We start from the raw sequence: 12,326 nt of genomic DNA, 5'->3' as shown, positions 1-12,326 counted from the left end.
ACCCCCTTATTTTTAGCGCCTAACAATTTACAAAACAATTTGTTAAGTTATTAACAAATCTAAATATTTAGGCTGCTTTTAGGGTTTTGTCAGCCCTGCGTACATTTTTTATTTTAGAAAACTTTAGTGTTTTCTTTTACGTATACTTACTAAAGCAATCACAAAAATTTATATTATCCCAAGATGAAACCACCATGTTTTTACAATCACGTAAGAGAGCATTTAAAAATCATGGTCGCTTTATCACTATTGAAAACACATATTTAAACAGATGAAATACCTAACCATTATGTCACTAATCCTCCTATCTATGCAAGATGCAAACGCCCAAAAACAAAAACCGTTGAAAGCCACTTTCGGCATGGGTTGTTTTTGGTGTTCTGAAGCTTTGTTCCAACGTTTAAACGGCGTATCCAATGTAAGATCTGGTTACGAAGGCGGCGATGTTGCCAATCCAACCTACGAAGAAGTGTGCACAGGCACCACCAACCATGCCGAAGTTATCGAAATGGAATACGATCCTGCCAAAATCAGTTATGACGAGCTTTTGGAAGTTTTCTGGAAAAGCCACGATGCAACCACTTTGAACAGACAAGGGGCCGATGTAGGCACGCAATACCGCTCGGTTATCTTTTACCAAAACGACGAGCAAAAAGCGATTGCCGAAAAATACAAAGCCGAACTGAACAAAACCAATGCATTTGGCAAACCCGTGGTGACAGAAATTACCAAGGCACAGCCTTTTTATGTGGCCGAAAACTATCACCAAGACTATTTTAACAAGAATGGCGAAGCCCCTTATTGCCGTTTGGTTATTTTACCAAAAATGGAAAAACTAGAAAAGCTTTTTAAAGCGAAACTGAAACACTAATCTCAATTAACCTAATGCTTGGCGTCACCACCAACCATTAAAGGCAAATCATATCTTGTTGGGCACACAAGCCAAAAATTGAATTCTATAGCCACAGCTTAACAGATACATATGTGTTAAGCTGTGGCTATTATTTTTATTGTCTTTTTAATCTGCTATCTGGCAGTTTTATATTCCGATCTTCAAGCCTACGTTTAAGCCCAGTCCACCAATGTTGATGTATGATTTTAAATCGTCGCTTGCCTGGTTCGGATTGTAATTGGCCGTACCAGCCACATTAGAGCTTGGGGTTAAAGTTTTGTGGTAATTGGTTTCCCTAACTGCGGTTGGCAAATCGTTTAATCCTACGTTTACCTTGGCTCCATTGGCCAATGTTCCAACGGCAGTAAAGCTTTTTACTTCCTTGCTATCGCTATTTACAGATACATTTCTGTACTCCACCTCACTAAAGAAACTGATGTTTTTGCCAATTGGATAATTAAATCCCGCTGCGCCGATAAAACCAATGGTTGGTTTAGGTTTCACCCTTTCAGAACGGGTAAGCTCGATGGCTACAAAATTAGGGTTTACGGTTCTGGCAATGGTTCCGGTTTGGTCGCTAGCCGTAGTATTGATATCTAAATAACCATACACCGGCACCACGGCACCCACTTTTAGGTAAGGCCTAAATTTCATTTGGGTTGGCAGGTGAAAAACCAGGCTTGGTGTTAAATCCACTGCCGAAACCTGTCCAACTGCTTCTAAAGCCAATACGCGGTTATTTCCAATATAACCGGTTTGTTTGGCCATCGTGTTTTCTTCGCTTCTAAAATAGTTTACGCCCAACTCTACTGCCACCACATTATTAAACCTGAAGCCCCCTGTTAAACCGGCCCGCCAGCCTTGGCCAAAAGAACCTGTAATGGTACTTTCCGAAATCCGTGTTTGCGCACCTGTTGATGGGTTGATCGAAAACACATAATCCCGAGGTTGCAAAGACCCCACATTCGGAAATTCTACCGGGGTAACTTTTAAAAAATAACTTCCAGTCGGTTTGAGGTAAAATCCTCTGCCCTCTTGTGCAAAAGTAGTGAGAGACGCTCCTGCTAATAATGTAGCAATCAATAAAAGCTTTTTCATGACGTGAGTATTAAAAACAGGCATATTCATTATGCTTGCATAAGATATTTAACGTCTTTGCTTGGCAAATGTTTTTAAGAAATGTATTCTCCTATCATTTTTTGGTCATAAACTTTTTTTATTGGGCAATATTGCCAAAAGCGTTTTACTTTTGCTAACAGTGTTAACTTTTTAAATATGGCCGTTACAGAACGCAGGTTAAAACAGCGCGAGCAACAAAAAGAATCCATCTTGGAAGCTGCCCGTACCATCATGCTCAAAGAGGGCTGGCCGGCTGTTTCCATCCGTAAGATTGCCGATGTAATTGGCTATAGCTTACCTGTTGTGTACAACCACTTCGAAAGCAAGGATGCCATTATGGAGGATTTCATCAGGCATGGCTTTTTCCTTTTGGGTGATGTAGCATTAAAAGCCAAGGCACAAGCAACAGAGCCGGCGCAACAATTAAAGCTGATTGCCAACGCCTACTTTGAATTTGCACTTTCGCACCGCGAGTACTATCAGATTATGTTTGGCTTGGGCGTGCCCAATTGCGATCGTGCCAAAGAAACAGCGGAAATTGGCCGTTTTGGCGATATTATTATTGCAACCATTCAGCAGCTGCAGGGCGGCGAATGCAACTCGCAGACCATTTTGAAGTTCCACACTTTTTGGTCGATTGTGCATGGGCTCAGCTCCATCAACATGATCAACCTTGCAGCCACCCCCAATGCCCTGCAGCAACAGGTACTGCAAGATGCCATACAGGGATTTATCATGAATATTAACAATTAGAAAACATATAAAATTTAGAATAATACAATGGAATTAATAGAAGCATTGAACTGGCGCTACGCCACCAAAAAAATGAATGGTCAAGCCGTACCACAAGAGAAAGTTGACCTAATTTTAGAAGCCGCACGTTTGGCCCCAACCTCTTCAGGTTTGCAGCCGTTCAAAATCATTGTGGTGACCAATCCAGAACTTAAACAAGAACTTTTGCCCCACGCCTATAGCCAATCACAAATTGTTGATTCGTCGCACCTCCTTATTTTTGCCGCCTGGGACAATTACACCCACGAAAATATTGACGAAGTATTTAACAGAACCAACCAGGAGCGTGGCGTGCCTGCAGAAGCTACTGCAGAATATGTTGCCCGCTTAAAAGGCATGTTGGTTGATAGAGAAGCAGAAATAAATTTCCAGCACGCTGCACGCCAAGCTTATATCGGCTTTGGCATGGCTATAGCACAAGCCGCCTTGCTGCAAGTTGATGCTACTCCAATGGAGGGTTTTGACAATGCAAAGGTTGATGAAATTTTAAATCTTGGCGCTAAAAACCTACGCAGCGTATCGTTATTGCCTTTAGGCTATCGCGATGAGGCTGGAGATTGGTTGGCAGGCTTGAAAAAAGTACGTCAACCGCTTTCAGATTTCGTAATCGAGTTTAAATAACAAGGGTTTTCCCTAAAGAAATTGCTTATCCCATTGGCAATGAAAAAAGCGGGTGATTGATTTTCGATCATCCGTTTTTTTTACTCCTAACCGCAAAGGATTCTGGATATGGAAAAGCAAAGCCTAGTGCGCTTATGCAAATCCTGCCCTGCTATTCCTACAAGTCCTCGCCTCGTACCTCGGCTCGGGGCTTTTCGTTCTATCAGGTTTAAGATGCAGGGATACTGCTCCGCTGTTCCATTGCACTGGTCCAACGCAATAGCCCGCGATTGAAGCGGCATCCTTTTTTGCTGCAAAAGCAAAAAAGATACAGCGGAAAGCCGGACCAACGTTAACCGATGTAGCGAGACTGCGCTCTTAACTGTAAACGGTTTTCAATTCTCGGCTTGCAGTGAACTAAACGCACTGCATCAACAAGAACAGAAAATTTAGCCCCCAAAACGCATAAGTCCATGTGTTTAACGCCCCGCCCTATTGTAAAAATATGTTAAAGATGAGTTACAATGTGTTCCCATCCGCCAATTATCAATATATTAGCAAACATTCAACAAGCATAAACATTGATGAAACTGACCAAGATCCTTTTCACGCTCCTGATTTCTATCTTCTTATTTAATTTAGCGGCAAGTGCCCAGCAAGACAGCGTGGCCTTGAACAACATAATTACCAAAACCAAAAGACTTTCGGACGAACAGCCCATAGAAAGGGTATATGTCCACTTCGACAAGCCTTATTATGCGGTAGCGGATACTGTTTGGTTTAAGGCTTATGTAACTACCGAGCAGAACGTACCTTCGCCCTTGAGCAAAATTGTTTATGTTGAGTTGTGGACGGCCAAAGATTCGCTGGTTCAAACCGTAAAGCTGCCTGTAAAAAACAGTGTAGCCTATGGCAATATTCCCTTGAACATGAATACCTATAAACAGGGCAATTATTATGTGAGGGCTTATACTTTGTGGATGGCCAACTTTGACAGCGGCTACTTTTTTACCAAAACCATACCGATTGGCGAGGCCATTGACAAGCAACTGATTACCAATATTACGCTCACCAACGAGCAGGCCGATAAAAACATCAAGACCAATGCGAAAATCCAGTTTCGCGACATGAGCAAGAAGGCCTATGCCAATAAGGTGGTGAACTGGCAGGTATTTTCTAATTACGACGTGTTTGCAAAGGGAAAGGGCACTACCGATCAGAACGGGATACTCACCATTAGCGTAACCAGCAAGAATGGCGAAATGATCACCAAGGGAAGCATTTTAACGGCAATTAACATTGCAGATAAGGAAGTGGCCAATGCCAGTTTTGATTTGAAGCAAACCGGCAATACCGTCGATTTTCAGTTTTTTCCAGAAGGCGGCGAGCTCATTAGCGGCATTCCCAACCAGGTTGCTTTTAAGGCGCTAAAGGCTTCGGGCCTAGGTGTTGATGCCAAAGGCAGCATCATTGACGACCAGAACAACGAATTGACCACTTTTACGTCTTCCTTTGCAGGCATGGGTTCATTCTTCATTACGCCCGAAGAAGGCAAAACCTATCGAGCCAAGGCCACGTTTAAAGATGGCTCGAGCAAAACCTTCGACTTGCCTAAAGCAGCCAGCAGCGGCATCAGCTTACAGGTAATCAATTCAAATACAGAGTTCATTAACCTAAAGATTTTGGCCAATACTCCTTATTTTGAGGCCAACAAAGACAAAACCTTTATCGTGGTTGCCCAAAACTCCAACGTGGTGTATTATGCGGCAAAAGCAGCGCTTAAAAACCAGGTGATTATTACCAAAATCCTAAAAACCAATTTCCCATCGGGAGTGGTACAACTCACTTTGTTTGATACCAACAGCCAACCTTTGAGCGAGCGCCTGGTTTTCATTATGCATCCAAATGCCATTAATCTTACCGTAAAAAGCGATTTGCCACAATACAAGCCACGCCAAAAAGTAAAAATAAGCATTGATGCCAAGAGCGCAAACCTGCCCACTGTTGGCGATTTTTCGGTATCGGTAACCGACGAGCAGAAAGTGCCAGTAGATGAGAACAGCGAAACCACGATATTGAGTTCGCTATTGTTAAGCTCTGATTTAAAGGGCTACATCGAAAAACCCAACTACTACTTTACCAAAACCGACGAGAAAAAACTGGCCGATTTAGACAAGCTGATGCTGACCCAAGGCTACCGCAGGTTTTCTTACAAAGCGATTTTGGCTGGAGAATACCCAATTGTTAACTTTCTGCCAGAGCAAGGCATGAACATTACCGGAACGCTGAGAGATCGTACGGGCATGCCGATAAGAAAAGGTGCCATGCGTTTAATCGTAACCGGGAAACCCATTTCGGCAGAAACGGTGACCTCGAATATGGGGGTTTTTAATTTTCAGAACTTGAACTTCCCTGATTCGTCACAAGTAACTATTAGCGCCAAGTACAATGCAAATTCGGCCAATATGACCATTATGCTTGATGGAACGCCGTCGCCTGCAGCTTCAAGAAATCCAAACATAGCGGATGAAGTAGCCAATATCGACACCGTTTTATCTTCTTATTTAAGCAACAGCCAAAAACAATACAGGTACCTCCGCACCCTAAAAACCGTTGAAATTAAAGGGGCACCAGTTAAAAAGCCGAGCCACAGCGACCATGCCACACTTTCTGGACTTAATGCTACACCAGATCATTTGTTAACCGGCGATCGTTTTGTAGGGGGCTGCTCGTTTTTGTTGCAGTGCCTTAAAACAATGGCAACTGGCCTAACCTTCGACAACGAGAACTTCTATGTGTCTAGGGATTTCAATTCGGGTTCTAGAACCCCTGTTCAGGTTTTCATTAATGGCAATCCGGTAGACACCAGAGATATCAATAGCGTAAATGCAACAGATGTAGAATCGATCGAAATCTTCTTGAGAGATGATTTGGGTACGGTCGACCGTTTGTACGGAACCAAAGGCGTATTGGTTATCAACACCAAAAAAGCGCCTGTTGGCAAGAAAATTAGCAAACAAGAGCTCATGGACATGATCCCGAAGAGCAATATCATCACCTACACTCCTCCGGGCTATGCCAAAGAAAGAGAATTCTATTCGCCTAAATATTTGCCTGGAGCAGCCATTACAAGCAACGATTTAAGGACTACCATTTATTGGAACCCTAAAGTAATTACCGATGACAAGGGACAGTTCAATTTTGAATTCTTTAATGCCGATGGCAGAGGAAATTACCGCGTCGTAGTAGAGGGATTGGATAAAAGCGGCAATTTAGGAAGAGCGGTTTACCATTATAGCGTGAAGTAAAAAATAGCCGTCATTGCGAGCCCGATTTCAATCGGCGAAGCAATCTTATCTCGAGATAGATTGCTTTGTCACTTCGTTCCTCGCAATGACGATCATCATCTTTGATAGCCGCCCTTCTACCTTATTTCAACACGTCCTTAACCCCTGCACACAACTCTTTTAATTTGAGGTAGTTGCCAAATGAATTTTTGTTCTTTTTAAAGTCTATTTCAACAAAGCCGGGATAAGCCTTGAGGTAAAACCTGCTTCCGTCGCCCAATACGATTTCTTCATTTTTTTCATAGCCTTTATCGAAAATGCGATCGTTTTTCAAAGCACTTTCGATGTAGTTGATTACGCTACTGTTTTTTCTTTCCGGATAGGTAGCCCTGAAATTATAGGCATCGTCTGTACTTTTCACCGCAATTGATTGGTTGGCGTTATCTCCCAATCCGCAACCCGATGCCAATACGATAACCAGGGCCATTATTAAGTATATTCTTTTCATCATGCTTATTTTTTAATCGTTAATAGAAGGAACATAATTGTACTTGATATTTAACAGCTTGATGAAACTAAAGCTCATGGCTACAAACCACATTGACCAGCCTAAGTGAAAAAATCGCTGGATAAGACCTGGAAATTGTTGCTGAAAAGCCGGGATAAATCGTAAAAAGATCAATGCCATGGTCAAAAGACTAATCAACGACAGCTTTCTAAGAGTCTGCAACTGCTGGCCCTTCCACAAAAATATACTTAGCAACGCTCCTGCAAAAAGCAGCAAGGGCACAAAACCTATAACGCTATGCAAGGGATTCCCCTGGTGGAAAATGGCCGTCCATGCAAACATAATTGCAGCTACAGGCGTTGCCAAAACAGGCACCATACTTAAATTCATCTCTGCACAAACCCGCCAAAGGCCAACCACATAAAACATCGCCATGGTTGCACAACAGAGCATGGCTACGGCCGTAAAATCTTCAGAATTTGTGCCGATGGCGCCAAGCTCGCTTACGGTATGTACAAAAGGATTGTAATTGCCATGCAACTCGCCGGCAATGGCCATGCTTACCCAAAACACAAAGGGCATAATCAGACCAAAGTAGAGCAGTTTTTTGGTTTTCATGATTTTAAGATTTAATTGGCCCTGTTTTTCAGGTCGTCTGTTGCCGTGTTGCGGTTACGGGCCGATTTCACGTTTTGGTTTCCGAAATTATAGCTCAAGCTTAACGCCGCCCTTCTGCTGGTGTAACGGTTAACCACTTGCAGGTTTACATTTTGGTATTGCAGTTTACCTTCCCAATGGTTGGTTAAAAAGATATCATCCACGCTTAGCCTCAGCTTCATTTTCTTGTTCATCAGCATTTTTTGCACACCGGCATTTAAGGCATACTGATAAACGGTAGTGCGTTCTACCCCAGATATGCGTGGCGAATTGAGCCAGAAGTTAAGTTCTATGGTGAAGTTTTTAGGCAACATAAACGATTGCGAAGTATTGAAATTATAGGCTACTTTGCTTGCGCTGTATTGGGCGCCTTCTAAATCGTTGTCGCTAAATTTATTATAGAATACGCTAAAGTTGTTCTGCATGTTCCAGAATTTGGCTACCTGAAATGGCAGGTACAAATTGGCCGAATAGTTTTGCGCCCTGCCCAAGTTCATCCTGATTACATTTACGATACGGGTAACTTCATCCTGCTGACTGATTTGCGTAATCATATCGCGGGTATCAGCGTAGTTGAAAGACAATGAAAAATTCTTATAGCTATAACCCAGTTCAAAATTATCGGTAAACTGTGGCTTTAAATACGGATTGCCTTGATCTAGCGCAAAAGGATCCATATAAAATACAAATGGATTCAGTTGCTGGTAATTGGGACGGTCTACCCTACGGCTGTATGAATACCTGATGTTATTGTCCTTGTTGATTTTCTGGTTTACAAAAAATGTTGGAAACAGCGAAAGGTAGTTTCGATCGACCACTTTATTATCAGTTATTGAGTTACCGTTAGAATGGGTATGCTCGGCTCTTAAGCCTACTTGAACCTGAAATACCTTCCATTCTTTTGAGAAATTGGTATAGGCTGCATTGATATTTTCTTTATAGATAAAATCGTTTGAACGGCCAACACTGTTTTTCCAGGCACCATTTACAAATTCTTCGGCCAGCAAAGCATTATGTGTAGTTACATGGCTGCTTTTTAAACCGGCCTCAAACTTCATGGTTTTAGAAATTGGCAAAGTCAGGTCAGATTTTACGGCATACACATCAATATTGGCATCGGTGCCGTTTCTCAAAGCCGTGGTATTGCTAACCTGGCCTGCATTGTTCAGGTAGGTGGCATCAAACAGCTCGTTCTTTTTGTTGCTAAAACCCGCATAATCGGCATCAAAAGTGATACTCGATTCTTTACCGAAATCGTGCTTGATGTTAAAATTGGCTGTTAAGTTACTTGCCGGCGATTTTGAATTCGCCTGCTGGTTTACCGAATTCGAACTTGCCGCACCACCTTGAACCTCGTTAATGTAGGTTCTGCTCAAATTACCTAAGTTGGTGGTTACGGTATTCGCATCGACCATTACTCCGATTACCGTTTTTTCTGACACATAATAATCGGCACCCAGTTTACCTGTATAGCCCACCCCTCGGTTATTGCGATCAAAATTTTGGTCGAAAGCACTGGCCAAACCATTGTTAAGCGTACTGCGGTTAACCCTGATGTTGTTAAAGTTCGCCTTGCGCATAAAACCTCCATTGCCAAATATGTTCCACTTGTTAACGCGGTGATTCAGGTTCAAAAAGATACCTGCTCGGTACAAATCACTTGGGGAATCGGGCATCATGGCTTGGCCGCCATTTAACGAAAGGGTTCCGTTGGTACCATAAGATTTGTTTCTTTTTAGCTTGATATTAATAATTCCTGCATTGCCGGCCGCATCATATTTAGAAGATGGATTGGTGATGAGCTCAATGGTAGAAATCTGATCGCTACTCATGTTGCTCAACAAGGTAGTGATATCGGCACCCGAAAGCACATTCGTTTTGCCGTCAATCATTACTGTAATCCCAGTCTTGTTGTTGAGCTTGATTTGTTCGTTCTGGCGATCGATGGTTACCCCAGGCGCCTTTTCCAGTACATCGAGTGCCGTGCCGCCGGTTGCCACGATGCTGCTTTCTACGTTAAGCACGGTCTTATCAATTTTATGCTCAACAAAAGGCTTTCTGACTTCAACAGTCACCTCTTTCAATTGCTTGGTTAAGCCTTCTATTTTAATGGCTGGCAATTTCACATCGGTCTCTGCCACTGTAAACTTAGCTGTTTTGGCATTTTTATAGCCAACCATTTGAACCGACAAGAGGTAATCGCCAGCTTTTATCTGATCAAAGGCAAAGTTACCATCAAAATCTGTCTGCACCGATTTTAAGGCGGCCGTATCAGCGAAATTGAGCAACTTGACCAAGGCATAAGGCACAGCCTCGGCTTTTTCATCGGTTACCTTTCCCGATATTTTGTTTATTTTTTGGGCAAAAGAAGTCCCGTACGCCAATAGACAGGCTATCAGCACAATTAATTTTTTCATGATTTTTAGGGATTATATGCTCAGTAGAGCTTTTTTCATTTCCTGTTTTATTTGTTTGGATCAGCTAAGCTTTAGCTGATCCAAATGTCAATCATCCAAGCCTTGCCTTAATTAATTGTCTGGTCTTTTTATTCCGGAAACAATAAGACCATGTTTTGTTAATAAGGGTTACAGTTTAAAGAAGAGTTCGCTGCAAATACAATCCTGATCAAGACCTGGCCAAGGCCTTTTCCCAGTAATGATATGAACAGTTTCTCTTTTCCTGATCAACTGTATTAGTTAAATAATACACTAAGTTATTAATACAGATAATCGATTCCAAATTTATTGTCAAAAAATTGCATAAAACCCTTCTAATCTTAGTTTCTAGGCATTTTTATTCGTGTATTTTCAAGTTATCCTTTCATTCTGCAACAAGCATCAAGCTGTAAAGGTGTTTATCTCTCTTCCTTATTTTCTACAGGATGATCAACCTCATATTTGCATTTTAATCCTTCATCGGTCATGATCCAAACACTATAATTGTTGTTGGGCTCCAGTTCACAGCCACCATAATAATTGGTGTAGCGATAAACATCCTGTTTAATATTCAAGATGGTTCCTACCGGCACTTTTAGCGTTAGCCTTAATCGCTGTCCTCTCCATTTGCTATGATTTTTAAGCTGAAAACGTGGATTAAAAATGATCGTTGTGCCATTCTGAACAAATTTGTAACCAATGTTCTGGGCATTTTGCAGGGCAACCGAAAATGTTTTGCCTTGAGATTCATAGTTCTGCACTACACTGGTTGTACCATTTTCACTTTTTTCTATATCGATGTGTACATAAGTCGGCAAGCGGAAAGGGTTGTCGTCTGGATCATCCAATACCATTCTATCTTGAAAAGTGGAAGGGCCGATATGGTATTGCAAGCTATCTTCCCTGCTAAACAACATGCTTTTGTCAATATCAAGCGTATAATTCGGTTGGCTTTTGAGTACCGTAGTTTGGGCAAGCTCGGCGTGGTCCCTAAACTCGGAAGAGATTTTAGCTATATAATAACCAGTAACGGCTCCACCTGCCAGCCAGATAATCAGCAACGAAAAAGAAAGTACTTTATTAATGGGCTGCTTATTAAAAGCTACCCTGATCGCAAATAAAACCAGTGCTAAAATTGGCACAAACAAAACAATAAATGAGCCAAGCAAAACCGGATTTCTAAATTCCTCGTTGATCACCGAGAAAGGAAAATAATCGTAAGTATTGCTATCCATAAAGCCTAAGAAAACAGCTAGGCCAATCACCAAGGCAATCATGGCGCCAAAACCTGCGATGATCATTGCACCGGCAATCAGTTTGAAGATGGCTTTGGCACTTCCGTTCAAAAAGCGGCGAAGCGCCTCAATAAATTCGTTAATGAAACTGCCAGAACGTTTGATCATTGGTTTGATGTGCTGTTCGTTGGTCGATTTCATGTTTGCCGTAAAAGAAGCCAGCTCTTCGTCAAAACTTCTTTTGTAGCCATATAAATTGGTGGCTTCGCCCTTCATTTCCATTCTTTCCGATCTTGAAACCGCTCTCGGAATGGCAATCCACAATATGAGGTAGGCCAATACCCCTGCACCGCCAATAAAGATAGACAGGAAGGCAACCAGCCTGATCCAACGGGCCTCGATATTCATGTAATGGCCCAAGCCTGCACATACGCCTGCAATTACGGCATCGTCAGCATCGCGATATAGTTTTTTGTCGCCAGAGAAACTTAGGGTCGGACCAGCTTGTGGAGCTTCTTCGCCTTCTTCGTTCTGGAAATCTTCTACGCGTCCCATCTGTGCGATTACACTTTCTACATCGGCCATTTCAACCACTTGCTTTTGTCCGGTCTGCAAAATTTCTGTCAGCATTTCGGCAATACGGTTTTCTATGTCGGTTACAATTTCGAAATCGTCGGCATTTTTGGCAAAATGATGCTTAATTTCATTCAGGTAAGCAGTGAGCACTTCGTAGGCATCTTCTTCAATGTGGATGATGAGGTTACCTATATTTATGATGATTGTCTTTTTCATGTTTCTAAG

9 protein-coding genes are annotated in these 12,326 nt (G+C 42.2%); 4 read left to right on the top strand and 5 right to left on the bottom strand.

Annotated features, from left to right (window positions below; all coding sequences use genetic code 11):
• The first annotated feature begins 289 nt into the window (after nt 1-289).
• Nucleotides 290-871 carry a peptide-methionine (S)-S-oxide reductase MsrA gene (gene msrA, locus AC570H_RS21390; protein ID WP_497358771.1) on the top strand — a complete coding sequence of 194 codons (582 nt, stop codon included), beginning with the start codon at nt 290-292 and terminating at the stop codon, nt 869-871.
• 168 nt (nt 872-1,039) lie between these two features.
• Here the strand turns inward: msrA and AC570H_RS21385 are convergent, their stop codons facing one another.
• Nucleotides 1,040-1,990 (bottom strand): outer membrane beta-barrel protein, encoded by a 951-nt coding sequence (locus AC570H_RS21385; protein WP_497358769.1) that lies wholly within the window; start codon nt 1,988-1,990, stop codon nt 1,040-1,042.
• Nucleotides 1,991-2,167: 177 nt separating this feature from the next.
• Here AC570H_RS21385 and AC570H_RS21380 point away from each other — a divergent pair, with 177 nt between their 5' ends.
• From AC570H_RS21380 to AC570H_RS21370, 3 genes are all read left to right on the top strand, one after another.
• Complete coding sequence (locus tag AC570H_RS21380; protein WP_497358767.1) at nt 2,168-2,764, top strand: TetR/AcrR family transcriptional regulator; 597 nt, start codon at nt 2,168-2,170, stop codon at nt 2,762-2,764.
• Nucleotides 2,765-2,791: 27 nt separating this feature from the next.
• Entirely contained in the window at nt 2,792-3,424 is a 633-nt protein-coding gene (locus AC570H_RS21375) for an NAD(P)H-dependent oxidoreductase (protein ID WP_497358765.1), read from the top strand.
• A 563-nt stretch (nt 3,425-3,987) separates the two neighbouring features.
• Nucleotides 3,988-6,711, top strand: coding sequence for a carboxypeptidase regulatory-like domain-containing protein (locus tag AC570H_RS21370; protein ID WP_497358763.1), 2,724 nt, complete (start codon nt 3,988-3,990; stop codon nt 6,709-6,711).
• 121 nt (nt 6,712-6,832) lie between these two features.
• On the opposite strand, the gene AC570H_RS21365 is transcribed toward AC570H_RS21370, so the two are convergent.
• The 4 genes from AC570H_RS21365 to AC570H_RS21350 form a co-directional block, all read right to left on the bottom strand.
• Nucleotides 6,833-7,201 (bottom strand): hypothetical protein, encoded by a 369-nt coding sequence (locus AC570H_RS21365; RefSeq protein WP_497358761.1) that lies wholly within the window; start codon nt 7,199-7,201, stop codon nt 6,833-6,835.
• Nucleotides 7,202-7,210: 9 nt separating this feature from the next.
• Nucleotides 7,211-7,816, bottom strand: a complete 606-nt coding sequence (locus AC570H_RS21360; protein ID WP_497358759.1) for a DUF998 domain-containing protein — start codon at nt 7,814-7,816, stop codon at nt 7,211-7,213.
• A gap of 11 nt (nt 7,817-7,827) precedes the next feature.
• A complete protein-coding gene (locus AC570H_RS21355) occupies nt 7,828-10,272 on the bottom strand; it encodes a TonB-dependent receptor domain-containing protein (protein ID WP_497358757.1) in 2,445 nt (814 codons plus the stop codon).
• A 437-nt stretch (nt 10,273-10,709) separates the two neighbouring features.
• Nucleotides 10,710-12,317, bottom strand: coding sequence for a PspC domain-containing protein (locus AC570H_RS21350; protein ID WP_497358755.1), 1,608 nt, complete (start codon nt 12,315-12,317; stop codon nt 10,710-10,712).
• Between the last annotated feature and the right edge of the window lie 9 nt (nt 12,318-12,326).

This window comes from Pedobacter sp. B4419 (assembly GCF_059693725.1).
Note: the sequence above shows the minus strand (reverse complement) of the source record. Positions and strands in the feature narration are given on the sequence as shown.

Coding starts and splice junctions, on each gene's coding strand:
- msrA (WP_497358771.1), top strand. CDS start 290: ATGTCACTAATCCTCCTATCTATGCAAGATGCAAACGCCCAAAAACAA.
- AC570H_RS21355 (WP_497358757.1), bottom strand. CDS start 10,272: ATGAAAAAATTAATTGTGCTGATAGCCTGTCTATTGGCGTACGGGACT.
- AC570H_RS21350 (WP_497358755.1), bottom strand. CDS start 12,317: ATGAAAAAGACAATCATCATAAATATAGGTAACCTCATCATCCACATT.
- AC570H_RS21360 (WP_497358759.1), bottom strand. CDS start 7,816: ATGAAAACCAAAAAACTGCTCTACTTTGGTCTGATTATGCCCTTTGTG.
- AC570H_RS21380 (WP_497358767.1), top strand. CDS start 2,168: ATGGCCGTTACAGAACGCAGGTTAAAACAGCGCGAGCAACAAAAAGAA.
- AC570H_RS21385 (WP_497358769.1), bottom strand. CDS start 1,990: ATGAAAAAGCTTTTATTGATTGCTACATTATTAGCAGGAGCGTCTCTC.
- AC570H_RS21375 (WP_497358765.1), top strand. CDS start 2,792: ATGGAATTAATAGAAGCATTGAACTGGCGCTACGCCACCAAAAAAATG.
- AC570H_RS21365 (WP_497358761.1), bottom strand. CDS start 7,201: ATGATGAAAAGAATATACTTAATAATGGCCCTGGTTATCGTATTGGCA.
- AC570H_RS21370 (WP_497358763.1), top strand. CDS start 3,988: ATGAAACTGACCAAGATCCTTTTCACGCTCCTGATTTCTATCTTCTTA.